This window comes from Bacteriovorax sp. Seq25_V, assembly GCF_000447795.1.
Classification (GTDB): domain Bacteria; phylum Bdellovibrionota; class Bacteriovoracia; order Bacteriovoracales; family Bacteriovoracaceae; genus Halobacteriovorax_A.
In genome coordinates this window covers 131,998-154,145 of the sequence record NZ_AUNI01000009.1, presented here as the reverse complement: position 1 = coordinate 154,145, position 22,148 = coordinate 131,998, and the positions used below count along the sequence as shown (strand labels likewise).

At 35.9% G+C, this 22,148-nt stretch carries 19 protein-coding genes and 1 tRNA gene; 12 read left to right on the top strand and 8 right to left on the bottom strand.

The window, feature by feature from the left end:
* Positions 1-7: 7 nt before the first annotated feature.
* The 4 genes from M900_RS02005 to M900_RS01990 all read right to left on the bottom strand — a co-directional run bounded on the left by M900_RS02005 (position 8) and on the right by M900_RS01990 (position 4,363).
* Complete coding sequence (locus tag M900_RS02005; RefSeq protein WP_021273226.1) at positions 8-2,200, bottom strand: bifunctional (p)ppGpp synthetase/guanosine-3',5'-bis(diphosphate) 3'-pyrophosphohydrolase; 2,193 nt, start codon at positions 2,198-2,200, stop codon at positions 8-10.
* A gap of 1 nt (position 2,201) precedes the next feature.
* Positions 2,202-2,768 (bottom strand): guanylate kinase, encoded by a 567-nt coding sequence (gmk, locus tag M900_RS02000; RefSeq protein ID WP_021273273.1) that lies wholly within the window; start codon positions 2,766-2,768, stop codon positions 2,202-2,204.
* 1 nt (position 2,769) lies between these two features.
* A complete protein-coding gene (locus M900_RS01995) occupies positions 2,770-3,660 on the bottom strand; it encodes a YicC/YloC family endoribonuclease (RefSeq protein WP_021273568.1) in 891 nt (296 codons plus the stop codon).
* A gap of 61 nt (positions 3,661-3,721) precedes the next feature.
* Complete coding sequence (locus M900_RS01990; protein ID WP_021273132.1) at positions 3,722-4,363, bottom strand: hypothetical protein; 642 nt, start codon at positions 4,361-4,363, stop codon at positions 3,722-3,724.
* Positions 4,364-4,534: 171 nt separating this feature from the next.
* Between M900_RS01990 and M900_RS01985 the strand changes: the two genes are divergently transcribed.
* Positions 4,535-5,419: a hypothetical protein gene (locus M900_RS01985; protein WP_021273462.1), complete on the top strand. Its 885-nt coding sequence runs from the start codon at positions 4,535-4,537 to the stop codon at positions 5,417-5,419.
* Here M900_RS01985 and M900_RS01980 read toward each other — a convergent pair.
* On the bottom strand, positions 5,402-6,649 hold the full coding sequence (locus M900_RS01980; protein WP_021273315.1) for a sigma-54 dependent transcriptional regulator: 1,248 nt from the start codon (positions 6,647-6,649) through the stop codon (positions 5,402-5,404). The two genes, M900_RS01985 and M900_RS01980, sit on opposite strands and share 18 nt — an antisense overlap.
* 44 nt (positions 6,650-6,693) lie before the next feature.
* Between M900_RS01980 and yihA the strand changes: the two genes are divergently transcribed.
* On the top strand, positions 6,694-7,368 hold the full coding sequence (gene yihA, locus M900_RS16835; RefSeq protein WP_021273474.1) for a ribosome biogenesis GTP-binding protein YihA/YsxC: 675 nt from the start codon (positions 6,694-6,696) through the stop codon (positions 7,366-7,368).
* A gap of 7 nt (positions 7,369-7,375) precedes the next feature.
* Here yihA and M900_RS01970 read toward each other — a convergent pair whose 3' ends face one another.
* Positions 7,376-7,678: a hypothetical protein gene (locus tag M900_RS01970; protein WP_021273515.1), complete on the bottom strand. Its 303-nt coding sequence runs from the start codon at positions 7,676-7,678 to the stop codon at positions 7,376-7,378.
* Between the two features lie 120 nt (positions 7,679-7,798).
* On the opposite strand from M900_RS01970, the gene M900_RS01965 reads away from it, so the two are divergent.
* From M900_RS01965 to M900_RS01935, 7 genes are all read left to right on the top strand, one after another.
* Positions 7,799-8,632 (top strand): lysophospholipid acyltransferase family protein, encoded by an 834-nt coding sequence (locus M900_RS01965; protein ID WP_021273432.1) that lies wholly within the window; start codon positions 7,799-7,801, stop codon positions 8,630-8,632.
* A 1-nt stretch (position 8,633) separates the two neighbouring features.
* Complete coding sequence (locus tag M900_RS01960; protein WP_021273237.1) at positions 8,634-9,587, top strand: NAD-dependent epimerase/dehydratase family protein; 954 nt, start codon at positions 8,634-8,636, stop codon at positions 9,585-9,587.
* Between the two features lie 45 nt (positions 9,588-9,632).
* A tRNA-Leu gene (locus M900_RS01955) sits at positions 9,633-9,718 on the top strand.
* Between the two features lie 484 nt (positions 9,719-10,202).
* A complete protein-coding gene (locus M900_RS17950) occupies positions 10,203-10,337 on the top strand; it encodes a hypothetical protein (protein ID WP_021273293.1) in 135 nt (44 codons plus the stop codon).
* A 215-nt stretch (positions 10,338-10,552) separates the two neighbouring features.
* Positions 10,553-11,074, top strand: coding sequence for a hypothetical protein (locus M900_RS01945; RefSeq protein WP_021273079.1), 522 nt, complete (start codon positions 10,553-10,555; stop codon positions 11,072-11,074).
* A gap of 109 nt (positions 11,075-11,183) precedes the next feature.
* Entirely contained in the window at positions 11,184-11,990 is an 807-nt protein-coding gene (locus tag M900_RS01940; RefSeq protein ID WP_021273455.1) for a CPBP family intramembrane glutamic endopeptidase, read from the top strand.
* Positions 11,991-12,131: 141 nt separating this feature from the next.
* Positions 12,132-13,598 carry an ATP-binding protein gene (locus M900_RS01935; RefSeq protein ID WP_021273537.1) on the top strand — a complete coding sequence of 489 codons (1,467 nt, stop codon included), beginning with the start codon at positions 12,132-12,134 and terminating at the stop codon, positions 13,596-13,598.
* Here M900_RS01935 and M900_RS01930 read toward each other — a convergent pair.
* Complete coding sequence (locus M900_RS01930; protein WP_021273525.1) at positions 13,564-15,819, bottom strand: CHASE domain-containing protein; 2,256 nt, start codon at positions 15,817-15,819, stop codon at positions 13,564-13,566. The genes M900_RS01935 and M900_RS01930 overlap by 35 nt on opposite strands.
* Positions 15,820-16,028: 209 nt before the next feature.
* Complete coding sequence (alaS, locus tag M900_RS01925) at positions 16,029-18,632, bottom strand: alanine--tRNA ligase (RefSeq protein ID WP_021273410.1); 2,604 nt, start codon at positions 18,630-18,632, stop codon at positions 16,029-16,031.
* 234 nt (positions 18,633-18,866) lie between these two features.
* Between alaS and M900_RS01920 the strand changes: the two genes are divergently transcribed.
* From M900_RS01920 to M900_RS01910, 3 genes are read left to right on the top strand one after another with little or no spacing between them, the layout of a single operon-like run.
* The gene (locus M900_RS01920) at positions 18,867-20,450 is read left to right on the top strand and encodes a phosphoenolpyruvate carboxykinase (ATP) (RefSeq protein ID WP_021273401.1); all 1,584 of its coding nucleotides are present in this window, start codon (positions 18,867-18,869) and stop codon (positions 20,448-20,450) included.
* Positions 20,451-20,492: 42 nt separating this feature from the next.
* Positions 20,493-21,593 carry an esterase-like activity of phytase family protein gene (locus M900_RS01915; protein ID WP_021273469.1) on the top strand — a complete coding sequence of 367 codons (1,101 nt, stop codon included), beginning with the start codon at positions 20,493-20,495 and terminating at the stop codon, positions 21,591-21,593.
* The gene (locus M900_RS01910) at positions 21,593-22,126 is read left to right on the top strand and encodes a CopD family protein (protein ID WP_021273549.1); all 534 of its coding nucleotides are present in this window, start codon (positions 21,593-21,595) and stop codon (positions 22,124-22,126) included. The genes M900_RS01915 and M900_RS01910 overlap by 1 nt, the downstream gene beginning before the upstream one ends.
* Positions 22,127-22,148 lie beyond the last annotated feature (22 nt).

The following is a 22,148-nucleotide window of genomic DNA, read 5'->3' as shown; positions in this document are numbered from 1 at the left end:
CTACCTACTACGCTCTTGAGACAGAAATTACTTCTTCTAAACCTTCAATGCCACTGATTGTTTTTAGAAGCTCAGAGTAATCCTTAACTTCAATCTCAAAGATAAAACTACCTTTTCTATCCTGAGTTGATTTAGCAATAGCAGAACGAATATTAACACCAAGGTTATTAATCGACTTAGAAATCGATGAAAGAACACCTGGTCTATCATGGGTAATGACACGAATATTTACCGGATGTCTGAAACTAAATTCAGGATTCCATTCGACGTGAATCTGTCTCCCCACCTCACCTGTATCATATCTCGTACAATCACCACGGTGAATCGTAATACCACGACCACGAGTGATATAACCAATGATTGGATCCCCTGGAATTGGATTACAACAACGGGCCATACGAACCATCAGATCATCCATTCCATCGACGATAACAGCATTATCTTTATGAGAACTTCTCTTCGCGGTCTTAGAAATTTTATCAGAAAGAGTATTGATCTCATTTAGTTTTTCTTGAAGAGTTTCATCCTTGTCAGGTTGTTCATAACCAGGGATTACTTCAATTACTCTCTTAGCACTTAGTTTACCAGAACCAACATGCGCAAAGATCTCATCATCGCTCTTCGCACCAAGAGGCTCTTTGGCCTTATCAAAATCACCGGCCTTAATCGCGGCCTTAAGAGTTGTCCCAAGAACTTTGAATGCTTTTTCAAGTGTCTCTTTACCAACTTCAATATTCTTCTCACGCTCAACACGTAGAAGCCAGGCCTTGATTTTTGATTTCGCTTTTGAAGACTTAACAATACTTAGCCAGTCTTTATTTGGAGTCTGAGATTTCGAAGTTAGAACCTCAATAGTGTCTCCAGACTTTAATGTATGCTTAAGAGGAACAATTCTTCCATTAACCTTTGCCCCAACACAGCGATGACCGATTTCGGTGTGAACACTGTAAGCGAAATCAAGTGGAGTTGCCCCATAGCGAAGTTCAAAAACATCCCCATTTGGAGTGAATACGAATACACCTCCAATATCAAGGTCATTCTTAATATGACTCATGAACTCGGCATTACTTTCGATATTTTGATTAAATTCTAAAAGTTCTTGTACCCACGAAAGTTGTTTTCCACCAGCGACGACACCTTCTTTGTATTTCCAGTGCGCAGCGATCCCTCTCTCTGCAACCTCATCCATCTCACTTGTTCTGATTTGGATTTCAATCCTCTCCGCCTTTGGTCCAATTACGGTTGTGTGAAGAGATTGATAATTATTAACTTTCGGAATCGCAATATAGTCTTTAAAACGTCCAGGGATAGGAGTAAATGATGAGTGAATAATCCCTAGAGTCTTATAACATTCTGTAATATTGGAAACGATTAATCTAAACGCTAGAATATCAGTGATCTGATCAAAGTCTACAGCACGCGCGCTCATCTTCTTATAAATCGAATAGAAATGCTTTGGTCTTCCTTTGATCTCAGCCTTGACTGAATATTCAATCAGTTTATCTTGAATAATACTGATGGTATCAGCGATATACTCTTCGCGATCAGATTTTTTCATCATGATCTTTTCTGCAAGACGATAGTAAATATCAGGATGTAGGAAACGAAGACAAATATCTTCAAGCTCAGTCTTAACTGAGTTAATCCCCAGACGACTTGCGAGAGGAACATAGATATCTAATGTTTCTTGCGCGATCTTTCTTTGCTTCTCTTCAGATACATACTGAAGAGTTCTCATATTGTGCATACGATCTGCAAGCTTCACGATAATAACTCGAAGGTCCTTGGCCATCGCCACAACCATCTTTCGAAAGTTTTCTGCTTGAGATTCTTCTTTTGTTTTGAATTTGATTTTAGAAATTTTTGTCAGACCAACAACAATCTGTGCGATATCTTTACTGAATTCTTTTTCAAGCTCTTCAGGCTTCACATCACAATCTTCAACAACATCGTGAAGAAGACCAGCAATAATTGAATCTATATCCATTCGAAGCTTAACGAGTGTTCCCGCAACGTTAATTGGGTGAATAATATATTCCTCCCCAGAGCTTCTCATTTGACCCTTATGTGCATTCTCAGCAAATTTATAGGCCTTCTTTAATAAAGTAAAATTTGCATCTGGATAATATGCCTCTACCCTTCGACAAAGTTCTTCAATATTCAATTCTCTTTCATGTGAAAAATCTAGCTGCTGATACATATTATCCTAAAATACCTTTTACTATTGAAAGCAATTCCTGATATGCCCTTTCAAGCTCATCATTAATGACACAATAGTCGAAATCATCTTTTCTTTTCAACTCTCCAAGAGCATTTGAAAGTCTAAGCTTTAGTGATTCTTCAGTTTCAGTCCCTCTACCAAGAAGTCTTTCTTGAAGAGTTTCAACTGATGGTGGTGCAATAAAAATAACTTTTGCACTATCTTTAAAGTATGTTTTAAACGAGTCAGTTCCTTGAACATCGAGATCAAAAAGTAGACTCTTCCCTTCCAGTAGTTGTTTCTCTACAAATTTCTTACTTGTTCCATAGTAATTTCCGTGAACTTGTGCCCACTCTAAAAACTCTTGAGCATCTTTCATCGCAAGAAAGTTTTCTTTAGTGATGAAGTTGTAGTGAACACCATCAACTTCACCCTCACGTATCTTCCGTGTCGTATATGATACAGATTCTAATAGCTCAGGGCATGCTTTTTTCAATCTCTTAATTAGAGTTGATTTCCCAGTTCCTGAAGGGGCTACAATTACTATAATTTTTCCAGTTTTTTCCATATTACTCTAAATTTAATGCCTGTTCTCTAATCTTTTCCATGTGGACTTTCATTTGCACCACGCGCGATGAAATTTCCTCAAGAGATGATTTCGAACCTGTTGTATTAGTTTCTCTATTTAATTCCTGAAGTAGAAAATCTAGTTGTCTTCCAACTTCTCCACCTGTTTCAAAAATTGAATCGAATTTTTCAAGATGAATCTGAATTCGATTAAGCTCTTCTTGAATATCCATTTTTTCAAGATAATAAATTACTTCCTGCATGAACCTTGGTTCATCTACAGGCATTACCTTTTGAAACTCTTCAAATCTCTTATTAAGTCTCTCTTTAACAGTATCTTCAAAACTTCCACTAAGTTTTTTTATCTCTAAATAATTTTCTTCAAAGTGATTACGATGCTCTTTTAAAACACTGACCAGCTTTTCACCTTCTATATTTCTTGATTTCTTAAGCTCTTCAATAGCGTGAGGAAAAGCTTCTCTTGTCATTTCAAGAAGCACTTCCGAAAAAGTGTCATCTTGATCTTTTTGAAATTCAGATCTTAAAAATTCTGTCGGTTTGACACTAACGCCAACACCTTCAGCATCGGCCATCGATTTAATTTTCTTCAAGAAGGCCTTAATTTTGTCTTCATCGAAATCATCAAATCTTGTACCTGTATCAATCTTCTTATAATTAATAAAAATGTCAAAGCTCCCTCTTTTAAAGTTCGCATTAATGGCATTTCTCATTTCTATTTCTAATGGAGAAAGATGCGAGCTCATTTTAAAGCGCACATCTTTAAAGCGATGATTGACACTCTTGATTTCGACTGTGACTTGTAAATTTTCTCTTTCAAGCTGAAACTTTCCAAAGCCAGTCATTGAAAAGACTTTTGTGTCTTTTTGGGTCATTCCCTCTCTCCCTAAAATATGTAATTACCCCTATTTATCCCATTAGGGGTCGGTTTTCAAGCTATTCTAAGAACCAGCCTTCAACCTTACCACGAGCAAAATAAATATACTTTTTTACGCCTTGCTCATAAAAAGTCCAACGCTCATTTTCAAGTCTTGGATTACCTGCAACATCGACTTGATGCGGGTTCCCCCAAAGCTGAACAACTTGTGCCTTGTCCATTCCAAGCATGACTTCTCGCCCTCCACGAGGCGAATATTTCACTATTGATGACGGCGCGCGACGAGCTTGTTGTCCAATAACTTTTCCCGTTATATTCGCAAGATACTCATCTCTTTCCCCATCCGCGAGACTTAGAAAATATACTTTTTGCGAATCACTCTGAAATAAGTCTTCATGCTCATCAAACCAATTTCTTTGTTGAGGTGTAAGTGTAGCAAGCTTTCCTTTGAGTTCCGCGGCAATTCTTTGTCTCTCCGTCATCTCAGGATAAACACTCTCCTTGTCTGGCGTACGCTCGAACATTGCTCTTTCTGGATAGGCAGACTTCTCGCTATCACCAGAAACGCGAGAGAAATGCTGTCCAGGAACCAAGTACTGCTCCCCTTCATTTTCCATCTCATCAAGAAAACTACGATTAATCGAAATCGGCCCACAGGCCTGAAAAATAATAAATAGGGCGAAAAAACCAAGCTTTTTCATCAATTACTCCTTACTCCACTCAACTCGAAATCTCTTCGGAAGCCCCTAGGTTTTCTTCTGAAAATTGACCTTTTTTTTAAATAGCGGACATATTTGCCCTAAACTCTAGCTCTTTAGTAAAGATCTGCTCTAAAAAGTCGAAAAGTGAGTTGGCAACACGAAGGTAGGCTAATGAAATTTTGGTTAAAGATTGAGAGTTTTATAAATAAGATTTTAATTGTGATTAGCAATTTTCTCTCTCGTATTGTCTTAAAACTTACGCCAAAATCTGTCAAAAAAACTGTCGCACAAACTGATATCATCAGAAAGAAAACAACAATTAATTTCAAAGAATCAATATCAAAAAGTAAGCAGTTCACTTTAAAGTCTATTGGCGATGTAAAAAAGAAAAGTGAAAAAGCAAAAATTTCAGCTCTTGAAAAAGTCGTCAAGGCTAAAAGCTATGATTACAAAAGTATTACACCAAAAAAAGTTTTAGCTGGGGTTTCGCTTCTCTTTGCACCACTTTTTATAAAAACTCAAAAATGGTTGAGTGGACTTAAACCTACAACAATCGTGGTTGGAACAGCTGGAATGATGGCCATAACTCTAACAGGTATAACAGTTATTAAACAAGCTAGTGAAATTGATAATAAGATGGCAAAAGAAGTAGTGAGAGAGCCTAGTAGCTATTCTGATACAATGGATTCTGAAAAACTTGCACACTCTCGTTCTAAATTTCGTCACTATACGGAAATGAGTCTTCAACTGAATGATGTCAATATTCCAATTTACATCGAAGAGAGAAAAGGAATGCAAACTCTATTGGTAGATTTCTCTTTTAGAGCAAGTAATAGATATATTGCCAAGTATTTTGAAAAAATTCAAAATGAATACGTTCTCAGAGATCGCATTTACAAGAATGTCCAACCAATAATCCCCTCTTTTCCAATGGAAGAAGAAGGGAAAATTATTTTAAGAAATAAGATTAAAAGAGAATTAAATAATGTTCTAAAAGATCTAAAAATAGATGGAACCATTGAAGAGGTTTATATTCAATCAATCCTTAATGGCTAAATCGAGTACTCTTCTAATTGTATTTGGAGCAACATCCATTCTCTTTGCGGTCACAGACAGGTTCTCTCCACAGCGGTGATAAGCACGTAAGAAGAATTTCTTTTTATAACTTTCAAAGTCGTATATTAAATTCTCTTCTGTTTCTCCTAGATCAAAATCTATATCTAAAAGTTCATAATCAGTTTTATCCAATACAAGTCTTCCTCGCTTGGTGAGATACATCTTCTTTTCAAGATGCCCTCGTAGCTGTCTTATATTTCCTGGCCAGTCATAGTCTTTATAAAATGATATTAACTCTCTTGAGATTGTAACGAGATTTTTAAATTCAAACTCCATACATAACTCAGCGACTTGCTCTCTATTTTCACGCAAAGATGGCAAGTAAATATACTGCCCACTAGAGATTCTAAAGAAAAAATCCTTTCTCATTTCTCCTTTTTTAACGAGCTCTTTTAAATTTTGTCCCGAAGCAAATATCAAGTTAGTATCGCTATGGTACTCACTGTCACTACCAACTGGACGTACACTTTTAGAGTCAAGAAATAGTAGTAACTTCACTTGTAATTCAAGAGGGAGTGAGTCAATCTCATCAATAAAAAGTGTTCCCCCACTCGCACTCCTTATCGCACCAAGTTTTTCTGTAATGGCGCCGGTAAAAGCTCCTTTTACATGTCCGAAAAGTTCTGACTCAATTAAGCTAGCAGGAAATGAAGAAATATTAATATGAATGAAGTCTCCACGAACAGATGACTGCTCATGTAGCTTCTTAGCTAGAGTTGATTTTCCCGTCCCAGTTTCGCCTTCAATCAACATTGGTAATTTAGGGATATATGAATACAACTTCTTTTTAAGCCTCTTATCTGAGTTTTTAAAGACTAGTTTATTGAGTCCAATCATAATGACATCGCCTTCAAAGCAATAGGCTTCTTTAACGAGCTGTCCATTAACCTTAAAGCCTTGTCCTTTAGTAACCTTAAGTGTGTAGAATTCATTAAATTCGTCCTGAAAGTTTTCTAATTGATAGCTCTGCTCCTCATCTGAGATTGATGACAGCTTTATCTGGTGAGGATTCACCGCAAACTGTCCCTTTTTCTCATTAATCATCAGTATCTTCCGATTAAGAGATATCGTACGCTTTTTTCCAAAAACGGGGTATATTTCAAGTTCTGTCCCAATTTTTGCGAAGCTCTCTTTTACAAGAGGGTTATTGTTTGATAGTTGTATTGCCATAGATCCTCCAATTTACTGGATCTATACAAAGTTTGAGGTAAATAATGGATTTTAAAATTTCAAAATCATCGACAAAGTTCAGATATGGTATAAGCGACCCTAATCAATTAAAGGACTTCTTAAAAAATAATAATGCAATTGGTATCGGATTCATCGGCAGAAGTAATGTTGGTAAGTCGAGTTCAATCAATGCTATTTTCGGAAAGAATACTGCCCGTATTTCAAAAACTCCAGGAAGAACGAGAGAGATTAATATCTTCTCTTTCGGACTAGAACTTGAAGGAAAACTATACAAAGACACACCAGAGTTCTTTTTATTCGATCTTCCAGGGTATGGACATGCAAAAGTATCAAAAGAGATGAAAACTCAATGGCAAGAATTGATGCATACATTCTTTACAGGAACGAACGAAAAAATTCTGATGCTAAACCTTCAAGATGCACGCCATCCCATGCAAGATAGTGACTTAGAGTTTAGAGACTATTTAGAGCCTTTCGGTCATCACACGTTTATGATTTTCAACAAGCTTGATAAACTTAAAACACAGAAAGAGCGCTCAGCTCTAGAAAAGTTGAAACCAAGAATCTTTAAAGAGTCATCATGGGTTGAACAACTTCACTTCATTTCAGCGGAGAAAGGAACAGGTATTCCTCCTCTTGAGTCAGCGATAATCAATTTTCTTTTATTACATGTTGAGAGAGAAAAAATAAAAGAGTAAGCCTAGCTTACTCTTTTTCGTCGCACTTCGCTTTAATATCTTTGACTTCACTCTCGAAATGGTGAAGGTCTTTTTCACATTTTTTAATTTCCTCAAGTAATTCATTAACTCGTGGATTTTCCCACTCAAGAATCCCGGCCTTTAAGTGCTTAGCAGCTAAACGACCTAGCTCCTCATAATTTTCATGTAAGTTTGAATTAGTTTGAGAAGCTGTAATCATTTTCTTCCCAATAACTGTAGCTTTCGAGATTTCGTCTTGGCATTCTCTCATTAGCTTATGAAGCTTAAATTTCCATTCTTGTTTTTGCATACATTCCTCTAAACGAAACATAACTGTCGATTAATATTTTAGCACATCCTGCCTAGTTTGGTAGAGGTTTGTAACTTTGATAAAATATAAATAAATCAATTACTTATACTTGGAAAAGACGTGCTTAAATTTCTTAAAAATGAAAAAATTGAAAATATTGATAATATTTTTAGCTACTTAGAAGAGAAGTACCAAGGAGGAACTGATCCCTGGGGACTCAACTTTGAAAGTGCAAAGAAGTATCTAAACCTGATCTTTCCAGTATTTAAGAACTACTTCAAAGTACGAACATTTGGAATTGAGAATGTCCAAGATAAACAATATATGGTGGTATCAAACCATAGTGGGCAGATTGCTATCGATGGACTGATGATTGGCACAGCATTCGCCACTCAAGTTTGGCCCCCAAGAATCGTACGTCCAATGGTTGAGAGATTCTTTACTAATCTTCCTTTTATTAATAAATGGGCCAGTGAATGTGGATCAGTTCTCGGAGATCGCGACAACTGTCAAAATCTACTAGAGCGTGGCGAATCTCTTCTCGTGTTTCCGGAGGGGGTTCGTGGTGTGGCAAAAAGTACAAAGGACTTTTACAAAGTACAACCATTCACTAAAGGTTTTTATAGAATGGCACTTAGTGCGAATATTGAAATCCTACCTGTTGCTGTTGTTGGCGCAGAAGAAACATTTCCATTTGTTTATCAAGCAAAAGGTCTTGCAAAAGCGCTTGGATTGCCGGCCATGCCAATAAGTGCAAACTACTTTCCCCTTCCTTCACCGATGGATATTTATATCGGAAAACCAATTAAAGTTGAACAATCATTAATTGGTCAGGATCCTTCAGACAAAGAGCTTGATGAATATATAGATCATATTCAATCAACGATTCAATTAATGTTAGATGAAGGGCTAAAAAAGAGAAGGAACTTTATCTTTAAGAAACATGGAAAATAAAATGAAAGAAATTAAAAGCGTTCTAATTATTGGTGCCTCAGGAGGACTTGCAAATATTCTTTGTGGAATTATCACGCGAAAGTATCCCAACATTAAAATTATTGGTGTTGATACTAGAAACCCTCGAGTGAAAATCACTGCTCCAAATTTTGAGTTTGTGAGAATCAAATATACTCGTGGAAATTTCGAAAAAATATTTAGAGAGAGAAATATCGACGCCCTCTTCCACCTTGGAAGAATGAGCCATTCAAAGTCGACCTCACAGAGTGAAATAGAAGAAAGATTAAATCTCAATTTGATTGGAACAAACAAAATTCTAGAGCTTGCACTTAAGTATCAACTTCAAAAAGTAATTGTCCTATCGACTCATCATGTATATGGCGCGCTTTCAGATAATCCAGTTTTCATTAAAGAGGATGCTCCACTAAGGGCGAGTATCAAGTATCCAGAGCTTCGCGATGTAACAGAGATGGACTCAATCTGCACAAACTGGATGTGGAAGTACAAAGATCAGCTACAAACAATTGTACTCCGTCCTTGTAATATTATTGGTCCACAAATAAATAATACTATTAGTCAGTACCTAAGGTCATCGATTGCACCAATACCAATTGATTTCAACCCTACATTTCAATTTATTCATGAACTGGATATGGCTTCAATTATTAGTGAGTGCTTATTTAATGTTGAAACTGGTATATATAATGTTGCACCAGAAGAAACAATTACTCTAAAAGAAGCCAAAGAACTTGTTGCTCATAGTTATGTGCCATTTCCTGTCTCTATACTTTCGCCTGTTGCGAAAATTGTAAAAAAACTTTGGACCTTTCCAGACTACTTAATCGATTATATCAAGCACCCTTGTATCATCGACGGTAGGGAGTTAATGAAGAGACTACCTGATTCTGAGTTTAGATTTACGACGAAGCAGGCATTGAAGCTTTTGAGGCTTTAATCTCATTGACACACAGTCTGGAAATTCTTAAAATATCATTTCCAAGCCCGGGTGGCGAAATGGTAGACGCAGCGGATTCAAAATCCGCCGATGGCAACATTGTGCGAGTTCGAGTCTCGCCCCGGGCACCACTAATCTAAGAAAATCACTGCAATCGAAATAATAGGTCTACGAAATTTTTGGCGCTTATTCTTGAAAATTACTTAGTAGTTAAATTCTCACAACAGAGATATAATACAGTTGAATGAGAATCTACTACATAATTATATTATCAATCTTTTTAACGAAATTTTGCTTTCTAAATTTTACTCAAGATTTAGCTAAAGAAAAAATTGATAAGATTTATTCCTCTCCCCATTTAGTAGAGAGTCTTCTGCAAAGTGATCGACTTGAAAAGTCAGAAGTTTCAGGAGATTCCTCTCCTCTACCATTTTATCATCATACGAATAAAGTTTTTCCGATCAAATGTCTCTTAGGTGAAACTTTTTCGCTTCAATCTAAGCAACTCTGCAAAGAGTCCTATAGCAAAAAATATTCGGGCTTAAGTCCACCCTTACTTCTTTTTTCTTAATTCTTAGTATTTAAAATTTGTTAACCACATTTGAGGAATTCAAAATGAATGAACAGCAAGATGTTGAGAACAATAGCAAGAGTGAAGACAAAGGAAGTAACCTCTCCCTCTATATTATTGCTTTTTTGTTTGTCACTACATTTATCGGCGTAATTATTGACGGTTTTATAAGAAAATAATTTTGGCGAAGGGGGAGCACGGCAGCTCTCCCATTTATAATATTTAATACTAAATTAGCTATAAATCTCTCTGACTATTTTACATATCTCCCTTGGCTAAAAACAAATTAGTTTACATTTTTAACAATAAAACTAACACGTTACAAGCAGTTTGACTTATCAAACTTTTATTAATATAAGCATACAATATGTGAAAAATATCCCAAGGAGGAAATATGCAGAAATTATTATTTGGACTGACACTAATCGCAGCAACTTCATCTTTTGCTCAAGATATCAACTTCCCAGCTCAAGAGCGTTGGTTAGCACAACATGCAGGTTTTGTTTGTGGAGAAGATAGAGTACCAACTCAAGCACCAACAGATTTTAAAACAAGAGCGGTTCTCTTCTCATATATGACGACAGACTATTCTCTTGATAACGGAAAGTTTGTTGCTTCTTACCACAGTAAAGGAACTGAATGTCGTTATAACTTGATTGGTTTAGCTGATAACGTTAACTGGACATTCACAAAAACTGATACTGCTGCTTATCCAGTAAATGGAGGATCTTCTGAAAATTGTATCGAAGGGAAAGAATACCTAGATTCACTTTTCGCTCAACCAGTAAAGTATATCTACCACCATGGAGCAATGTCTCTTCTCGCTCCAGTTTCTGATGCAGCAACTTTATGTGGAGACGATGCAACAACTGTTGGTATCTACTTCAAGAAGTCTGTTAGAACTAAAATTGATTAATTTTTTACGCACCCTTCGGGGTGCTTTTTCTTTAAGTCCCAAATTTACCCATGGTTTGTTTCTCGCTTCTTTTTATTTAGAATATAGATCTCATATTCATTAGGATATTATGAAGACCTTTATACTTCTTTGCCTATTCATTCTAAATACTTCTGTTAGAGCACAAGCCTATCAGGGCTTGAGTAGTATAATTCCAGGTCTTGGGCAATCAATGAATGGTAGTCACTGGGAGGGAGCTAGTTACTTCGTTTCATCTGTTGGCCTTCTTTCCATGAAGGACCCTAAGCTTAGAACTCTTGGCTTAAATATTGCCTTTTACAGTATGTATGATGCCTGGAGAGATGCTGGAGGAACTCCAAGTAATAGAGAAAGTTTTATTTTCTATGATTACGCACAAATGTTTAATCCACTCAATGCTAGTGATTCTATTGCAGTCGGATTCTTATCACTTGCTGCTTATAACAGAAGTACGGCGCGAGATCATGCTATCGAAGATGCAGAAAGAGAAGATGATCAAGAAAAGCTCTATCGCCTTCTTCGAACAGATGCGTGGAAGTCGATTTTTACTTTTGCTGCGGTTGGAATGGGAGAAGAAGCACTTTTTAGAGGATTTCTATTTCCTTCAATGTCCTCTACTGTTGGAATTTGGGGAGGAGCAATTTTTAGCTCAGCACTTTTTGCATTTGCTCATGTTGGTGCAACGACAGAAGAAAATATTGGAAGAACTATAATGGGCCTGGCGTTTTGTTGGCAATATCATCGAAACAACTACAACCTTAATAGCAATATTTTTACACATGCTTGGTATGATCAAATCCTAGTAGGGCCATTCAATATCGCAGATAAAAGTAATTCAAAAAAAATCGGATTCAATAATATGCCAATTGGGTTAACTCTAACTTTTAAAATGCCTTAAATCTTAAAGTTATCTTTAGTAAACTATATAAAAAATTAAGAATCCGTTCACAATTACCTAGATATAGGTTCAAACCTAGATCATAATATTTACAATAACTTACCTTCACTGACAGAGTAACTTTGCATATACTTCATTATTATGAAAATAACAAAGAAACTCTTAATTATAGGTTTATTACCAATCATACTACTCTTCATTGCAGAAGCGACAAGTTTTTACTATCTCAAAAAATCAAATGATAGCATAAAAATATTTTTGAATAATGTTACGGAAAGACAAGGTAAACTTTCTACAATTCATTCACTTCTTGGTTACGGAAGAGGAATTCATGCATTTAAGAATTATGTGCTCAGGGGTAATAGTGAATACCTAAGAACAGCAGACATTACCCTATCTGAAGCATTGAAGAAAATCGAAGAGTACTTGCAGCTTCGTCCATTATCATTAGCAGAAAAGAATACACTCGATACACTAAAAAATACAATCGCACTCTACCACTCTCAGTTACAGGTCATCACGAAACTAAGAAATGAAAATAAATCAATTATAGAAATAGATAAAACGGTTAGAGTAGATGACACTCAAGCAATACAAGCTCTTAAAAATCTTGAAAAATACTTTATCGAATTAAGATCAAAAGAAATAAATCAAATCGACTCTAATTTTCAAAGCCTCTTAAGATTTATATTTATCTGCTATTTCGTAATAATTACTTTAAGCTACTTATTAATAAGTAAAATTTCTTTTGAACTCTCACGCTCTATATCCAAAGTTATTAATCAATCTAAACGGATTAGTCATTTCAATTTTAAAACAGAAAATCAAACAACAAACCAATCAAGTACCAATGATGAACTTGAGGAACTAGAAGCTAAGATGAAGACAATGGAAGTAGCAATTAAGGAAACTTTTACAAATCTTGAAAAATCAAATAAGGAACTCGAAAACTTTGCTTATGTAGCAACACATGACATTAAATCTCCGCTAAAGAAGGTTTGCTCATTTGTCGAAATTATTAATCAGGATATTAAAGATAGAAAGTTTAATGAAATAGAATTGTATGGACAAAAAGTATATACGCTTATTAACAAAATGATCAACAACGTTGATGACCTTCTCAATTACGCTATACTTACCCATAAACAATTTGATTTTCATGAAGTTGACATCAATAATATTATCAACTCGACTGAAGAAATTCTTTCTGAGGAATTTGCTCAGAGTAACTGTGAAGTAATAAGAAATAAAATCCCAATGCTTCAAGGCAATGAAGCTCTGCTAAACACTTTATTCATTAATCTTTTTAAAAATTCAATGAAATTTAAAAAAAGCAATACGCCTTTAAAACTTCTCATAACTCATGAGCTTCAAGAAAATAAGTGTCGTATTAAATACATTGATAACGGGGAAGGTTTTGAGGAAAACGAGCTTAATGCATTAATGAAACCTTTCACTCAAATTAGCCTATTCCCAAAAGTCGAAGGAGTAGGACTTAGCTTAGCAAGTTGTAAACGAATCCTTGAACAACACAACAGTGAGCTTCGAATTAAAAGTACCAAAGGAGAAGGCTCTACTTATGAGTTTGAACTACCGCTATACACTTAGATAACACTTCGACTAAGCTTTTATACTTCAATGGTTTTCCAAGGTAATCGTTCATGCCATAAGACAAGGCTTTTTCTCTATCCTCATCAAAGGCATTGGCAGACAACCCTACAATAATAACTTTTTTATTGAACTCTCGTATCAGCTTTGTCGATGTTAATCCATCCATCACTGGCATTTGAATATCCATCAAAATAATATCAAAATTTTTCTCACGAACAAGATCAACTGCAATCTGTCCATCTAAAGCGACAGTAATATTTTTCACCCCCGCTTTCTCAAGGTATCTCTTTGCTACAACTTGATTAATTTTATTATCTTCAACTAATAATACACTGATATCACTAAAATTTTGAATTGATTGTTCTCTTTCCTCTGGATCTAATAATTTTTGGCTCTCATGTTTTAATTGGAAAGTGAAAGAGAAGTTTGATCCTACACCTTCCGTACTTTCTACCTTTATTTCTCCGTTAAAGAGCTCAACCAAACTCGCACATATACTTAGTCCTAATCCAGTGCCTCCAAAATTCCGACTAATACCACTATCCGCTTGTTCAAATGATTTAAATAATTGCCCCATGGCGTCTTCAGATATACCAATACCAGTATCAAGAACCGAGCATTCAAAAAGATAAGTATCATTAATCAAGCTCACGACTTTTAATGAGATTTTAACTCCCCCATCAGAAGTGAACTTGATAGCATTTCCAATTAAATTTAAAAGGATTTGCTTCAAACGAAATGAATCACCTCCAACAAACTCAGGTACCGATTGATCTATTGCTAGATCGAGATAGATCTCATTTAATAGGACACTCGCCTTAAAAAGAGAAGCTGCACTTGTAAAACAATCGCGAATATTAAAGACCACATAATCAAGATCAAGCTTTCCAGCATTCAATTTTGATAAATCTAAGATGTCATTAACAATATGCAAAAGGCTAAGGCTTGACTCTCTAATTTGTATGATATCTTCTCTAACATTTTCTGGAATGTTCTCTTCACTGACCAAATCAGAGATACCTATAATTCCATTTAGTGGGGTTCTAATTTCGTGACTCATATTTGCAAGAAAATTACTTTTCGCCACGTTTGCATACTCAGCTTTTTTCTCTGCTTCAATACGCTCAAAATTCTCTTTCTTTAGCTCATTATTCAACCTTTCTAAATCTTTTACTTTCTCTTGATATCCTTTTGCCATACGTTCACCATATTCTATAGCGCGCGTATTTGAATTAGAGAGGAAGATAAATAGCAAGAACACGAGAAAATCAATCAAGAATCCTGCGACTAATATTAATTTAGACAGAGTATTATTTGTATTTTTATTAAAAAGCTTGTTTGTCTCGATACTAACTTTCCAAACTCTACCATAGATATTTATATTTTTTGTGCTCTTAAAGCTTGGTGTATCTCTTGTTTCACTCAACTCATTATAAAGAACAGAATCACCATCACTAATTGACAAACTAACTGCGCGTAGCTTCTCATCAAGAACACCTTCCATAAGTTTTCGCATCACAAACGGAGCATAGACAAGGCCAATCAAATTTTCCTTTCTACCTTCAGCTGTTGAAATATTTTCATTCTTATAAAAAGGCGTATAGAAAAGAAATCCAGGTGTTTTTTTTGAATCTTGAACTAGAACAATGGGTCCAGTAACCTGCGCCTGGCCCGTCTCTTCGGCCCTTAAAGCCGCTTGATAACGATTCTGTTCGTGTGCCATATCAAGACCGACAGCTTTTCTATTATCTTCCACTGGCTCAATATAAGTAATTACCCACTTATCATTTTTCTCATGATCTGGATAAGGCTTAAAGTCTGGATAGAATCTCTTTTCATAATCAATAAACTTCTTCAGGTTATTTTTTGAAACTTTGTAAATTACACCTATTCCATTAATACCTGGATACTTTTTTTCAATTTGGAATTTTCGACTAAATACTTCCCATTCCTTTCTCGATATTTTATCCCCATTCATTCGAATTGCGGCTACCCCACTCCACAGCGCCTCTTCGTATTTCTGCATTCTTTCAATAATAATACTAACGACCTGATCAGCTTCTCTGTCAAAGCGAACTTTTTCCTTATCATAAGTTTGCTTCTTTGTAATTTTCCATACAACTAGTGTCAATGCAACTGAAAGAACTAAGACAATCCAATGAAAGAATTTCACCTTTTGAATAAATCCAGTTTTCTGTTTTTCAATATTTTTATTCATTTAATATTCTCCGAAACTTAATGAATAATTCTTTGATAAGATCACCATTTTTGAGTTAGTATAATTTTCTATCCAATCATTAACGAGTGGAACTCGCTTGGGCATAGAATCACCTTATTTTTTGTAAATAGTAATAATTTATCGGCTATAAGTAGATGAAAATGAGAGAAAAGTAGTCGCTATTTATTATGAAATAGCGACTATATTGATTAAATTTTAGTAGATAACCAAGCTTGGAAGTCAGATTCTAGGTATTTCACAAGGTCTGGTAATTTTGCAACTTCAGGTGAACCACCCTGAGCAAATTGCGGCTTTCCACCACCACGTCCACCGATTACCTCGAGAATATTTTTAAGTGCATCACCGGCCTTAACTTTCTTATTTAAAGAATCATTTGACCAAACAAATGCCTTAACAGATTTATCGTCTTTTCCTGTAAGACAAATAAGTTGATACTCTCCACGGTTGATAAGGTCATCACCCATGGCCTTAAGATCATTTGGATCACCACTAGTCACACCTGCGAAGAATTTAACTCCAGATACTTCAAGTTTAATTTCTTTTTCCAAAGAAGCACTTCCCGCATTTTCCTTTGCTTCTTTGATTTTATTTTTCATTTCAATTCTAAGTTCTTTAATTTTTGTAGCGACTTCTTCTGGCTTTACTTTTAACTCCTCAGAAGCGTCTCTTAAAAACTTCGCCCTCTCCTGCATTAGAAGAATTGCCTTTTCACCAGTAACGGCTTCAATACGTCTTACACCTTTAGCCACTGAACTTTCAGCTGTGATAAGGAATAATCCAATATCACCAGTTGCATTAACGTGAGTACCACCACAAAGCTCTACAGATTCAGGGCCAAAAGAAACAACTCGAACTTCTGAATCATATTTCTCACCAAAAAGGGCCATTGCACCTTTTTCTATTGCTTCTTCATAGCCACAAAGATCAGTTGTCTTTGAGTTATTTGACATAATCCAAGAATTAACAAGAAGTTCTACTTTTTCTAGTTCATCTTTTGTCACAGCACCAGGATTTTGAAAGTCAAAACGAAGTCTATCAGCAGATACAGAAGAACCTTTTTGAATAGCATGCGTTCCAATAACTTTATGAAGTGCTGAGTGTAGTAAGTGAGTAGCTGTGTGATTTCTCATTGATGCTTTTCTATTTTTTTCATCAACAACTAATTCAACTTGATCACCTTCTTCAAGTTTTCCTTCAATAACATGTCCCACATGAACATGAGTTCCCTTGATTTTGATTGTATCAATAATTTCCACTTTTCCGTTTGATGTTGTCGCATAACCAATATCTCCGGCCTGCCCACCAGACTCACCGTAAAATGGTGTTTTAAAAGTTGAGAAGTAAATTGTCTGTCCATCTGAAGAGTAAGTTTTTACAACAGTCGAAAGATCTTTCGTCTTATCGTATCCAGTAAACTCTGTATTTTCTTCTGAAAGAAATGCCTCTTCAACTTTTGCTTGGTCTTCAGAAGTCGAACCTTTTCTCGAAATTACGCGTGAAGTTTTTCTATGTTCTTCGTAACACTCTTCAAATCCCTTCTCATCAAATGGAATTTTCTTACTCTTTAGTTCTGCTTTAATGACTTCAAGAGGTAGACCATGAGTTGTAACAAGTTCAAATGCAATTTTCCCTGGAAATAGTTCATTTGATTTCTTATTTGTTTGCAATTCAGACGCAATCATCTCTAAACCGTTTCTAACAGTCGGAACGAATTCATCAACCTCTTGAGAAAGGTTATAAAGAATCGCCTCTCTTGCAGATTTTAGTTGTGGGTAATTATCTCCAAGAATCTCAATTGTTTTATCAACATGCTTAGTAAAGTCTGGATGAGAAACACCACGAGAAATACAAGCAGCAACACATTTTCTAATTAGTCTTCTTGGAATATATCCCTGACCTTCATTACTTGGCATTACACCTTCAGCAAGGATCATTACCGTTGCTCTCATGTGATCAGAAAGCATACGATTAGTTGCTACATCATCAGTTTTAATGAGTTCTCTAGAAAGATCAACAAGTGGCTTTAAAAGATCTGTATCATAAACAGAGTCATGTCCACCCATGACCATGGCAAGTCTTTCAAGACCTGAACCTGTATCAACAGACTTTAGTGGAAGTGGATCAAAGCTTCCGTCTTTATTTTTGTTAAGCTCCATGAAAACGCCAGCGTTCCAAATTTCAATGTAGCGACTAACATCATCAAAGTGCCCACCTGGTTTATATTCTGGACCATACTCTGGACCACAATCAAAGAAGACCTCTGTACATGGACCACATGGACCAGTGTCCCCTGCTGGTCCCCAAAAGTTATCATCACCAAGCATAACGATATGGTCCTCAGGAACTCCACATTTCTTCCAAGCTTCTACAGATTCAAAGTCTGGCTTAATACCAATAGCTTCGTTTCCACCATAAACAGTGAAGTATAATCTCTCAGCTGGAAAACCTAATTCCTTAACAAGAAGATTATAAGCAAGTTCACATGCTCTTTCTTTGTAGTAGTCACCGATTGACCATGACCCCATCATTTCAAAAATTGTGAGGTGGTGCCTGTCTCCAACATCATCGATATCTTTTGTACGAATACATGGTTGGAAGTTAGCAAGTCTTGGACTTGGAGGAACTTCTCTTCCAAGAAAGTAATTTTTGAGAGGTGCCATACCAGAGTTAATAAAAAGAAGCGTAGGATCGTTCTCTGGAACAATTGATGCTGGTTTAATTTTTAAGTGATCATTTTTCTCAAAGTATTCAAGAAATTTTTCTCTAATTTCCGTAGAACTAAGCTTCTTCATCTGTGGCCTTCTCTCCAAGTGCGCAGAGCGCAAAATTATACATTTTTTCTATTACTTATATATCAAATTCTATTAAAGTTTCAACCGTTTCAATGCGGCTCCAAACATCGATATATTCTCACACTATTTTTGTAAAAATGCCTCAAAAAAGCAGTTATCAAATGGCATTAAATATAGTTAAATTGAGTCACAACAAAAAATGACTAACAGTATCAAATACGAATTGGAGAAATCATGACATCTTTTTATCAATCCCTAGGTATTAACCTCGACAGAAGTCCGAATAATATTTACTTTAACCTATCTCGTGCAGAACTAGTTGAACAAGCTGTAGCGAGAGGGATCGGAAAGTTAACTAAGGATGGTGCTCTTGTTGTTAAGACAGGAAAATATACTGGGCGCGCGGCTAACGATAGATATATCGTTAAATCAGCTGCAACTGAAAATACTGTGTGGTGGGAAAATAATCTACACCCGATGACTCCAGAAACTTTCGCAAAACTTAAGTCACATGTCTTAAATTTCTTAAATGACTCAAAAGATCTATTCGTAACGGAGAGATCAGTTGGTGCTGACGAAGTTCATAATATCGGAGCTCGTCTTGTTACGACTCACCCTAATCATGCGCTTTTCTCTACTCATCTTTTTAGAGAGAAGATGAGAGATTTTAATAATACTGACTACACAATTCTTCACGCGCCAGAACTAAAGCTTGATCCGAAAGAGTTCAATCTTCGTGACGATGTAGCGGTTGTAACTTGCCTTGAGACAAACACAACAATTATCTGTGGAACACTTTACGCGGGTGAAATTAAGAAGAGTATGTTCGCGGCCATGAACTATAGACTTCCAGAAAAAAATATTCTCCCAATGCACTCAGGTGCAAGTCGTCTCGAAAATGGTGAAGTATCAATCTTCTTTGGTCTTTCAGGGACTGGTAAGACCACACTTTCAACAGACGAAGGAACATTCCTAATTGGTGATGATGAGCACGGACTAAGCGAAGCGGGAACTTTTAATTTTGAAGGTGGTTGTTATGCTAAGACATATAAACTGTCTGCTGAAACTGAACCTGAAATCTATAGAGCTTCAAATAAGTTTGGTGCTCTTTTAGAGAACGTTGTGATGGACGAAAATACCCGTATCGTGGATTTTGACGATATGACTCTCGCTGAGAATGGAAGATCAAGTTACCCACTTTCTTTCATCGAAGAACTTGAAAAATCATCTCGTGGAAATACTCCGAAACATGTTTTCTTCCTTTCTGCAGATGCTTTTGGTGTTCTTCCTCCTGTAGCTAAACTAACTAAAGAACAAGCAATGTTCTATTTTGTTCTTGGGTACACTGCGAAACTTGCAGGAACAGAAGTTGGTGTAAAAGAGCCAAGTGCTACTTTCTCTCCATGCTTTGGAGCACCATTTATGTTAAGACATCCATCTGAGTACGCAAAACTTCTTGGTGAGTATATCGACAAACTAGGATTTAACGTCTGGTTAATCAACACTGGTTGGACTGGTGGGTCATATGGCGTTGGTCAAAGATTCCCATTAAAGATCACAAGAAAAATTATTCGAGGAATCCAAGCGAACGAAGTTACAAATACCCCAACAGAAATGGATCCAATTTTTGGACTTCAAATTCCATGTGAACTAAAAGATGTTCCAGCTGATATTCTTAATCCACAAATGTCATGGGCAAATCAAAATGATTATGTAACGAAAGCTCAAAATCTTGCAGCATCATTCCATAAGCAAATGGAAAAGTTTGGTGATTTCTACACAGAAAATATCAAAGGTGCTCCGACATTTAAAAATTAATACTTGGCCGCAGTCATGCGGCCTTTCTTTTTTGAGAAAATTATGAAATTTCTATTGATCCTATTCTTATGTACGCAATCAATTTTAGCTCTTGATTTAAAACTTAATAACCACATCCTCTACTCTCAAGACTTCTCTGTGGACGGTAAGGCCTTTGGTGGGTTATCAGGGGTTCGATTTAATGAAAAAACCAATGAGCTTCTTGCCGTCAGTGACGACAGGTCAAAACTTGCAGCAGCAAGATTTTATAAATTCAAAACAGAGATTAAAGATGGAAAAGTAAATATCACTCCATCTCATATGGTTTACTTAAAAAACAGTAAAGAAGCCGACTATAAGAAAAATACTATTGATTTTGAAGATATTGAAATTTTAAAAAATGGAAACCTTCTTATTACCAGCGAAGGTAGTCTTCGTGGAAAGACAATTTATCCACCACGTATTATTACTTTCTCATCTGAGGGAAAATATATCAACGATCTCATGATCGATGAAAAGTTTACTCCTCTTCGAGACAATGGTTACTTCACTCGTGGAGTGAGAGACAATCTTGCTTTTGAACCTATTTCAATTTCACCTTCTGGTGAATATATGTTCTTTTCAACTGAAGATGCATTAGTTCAAGATAGTGAAGTAGCTACTCTTAAAGCTCCCTCAACGATTAGGATTTCCAAATATAAATCAACAGGCACAACATTTGTGCCAATGTCTGAATATGCATACTCCCTAGGGCCAATTGAAAGTCTAGAATCCATCATGACTTCAACAGGCGCTCAGTCGGGAGTTCCAGCCATTCTTTCGCTTGATGACAATACTCTACTTGTCGCTGAAAGAACATACTACCCAATTGTAGATAAAACTAAAATCCTTCTCTTTAAAGTAACTATTGACGAGAAAGTAACTGATGTTTCAACGATCAAAAGCTTGAAAGGTGCGAAGCTTTCCCATCTTAAGAAACAAATTGTCGCTGATCTGGACAACTATATTAAGGACCTTAACTCTGAATATCAATTCCTTGATAATATTGAGGGAATGTGTTTTGGACCAACTCTTCCAAATGGAAACAAGACTCTAATTTTTGTTAGTGATAATAATTTTTCAAAATACCAGAGAACTCATTTCCTTGTATTCGAGGTTAAATAATGAGTTATTTCTATCTTAAAGCTCTTCATATCATTTTTGTAACGACTTGGTTTGCAGGGCTTTTTTATATTGTAAGACTCTTCATTTATCATACTGAAGCTCAAGAAAAACCATCTCCAGAAAAAGAAATTCTATCTAATCAATTTAAGATTATGCAAAAAAGACTGTGGTTTGGAATTACGTGGCCTTCTGCAATCGTGACTATTCTCTTTGGACTTTCCCTCATTCATAATTACTTTCCAATCAATAACCATCCATGGCTTATTGTAAAGCTATGTTTTGTCTTTGGACTTTTTCTGTACCACTTAAGCTGCCATCGTATTTTAAAACAACTTCTAAATAATTCATTCAAGTATACAAGCACCCAATTAAGAGTTTGGAATGAAGTTGCAACAATCTTTCTTGTAGCTATCGTGTTCCTTGTTGTATTAAAGGATATCGTAAGTATGGGATATGGACTTGTTGGACTCATCCTTTTCACAATTGTCTTGATGTTAGCAATCAAAACATATAAGAATATAAGAAATAAATAATCTCTTTAAAGTGAACAGGGTG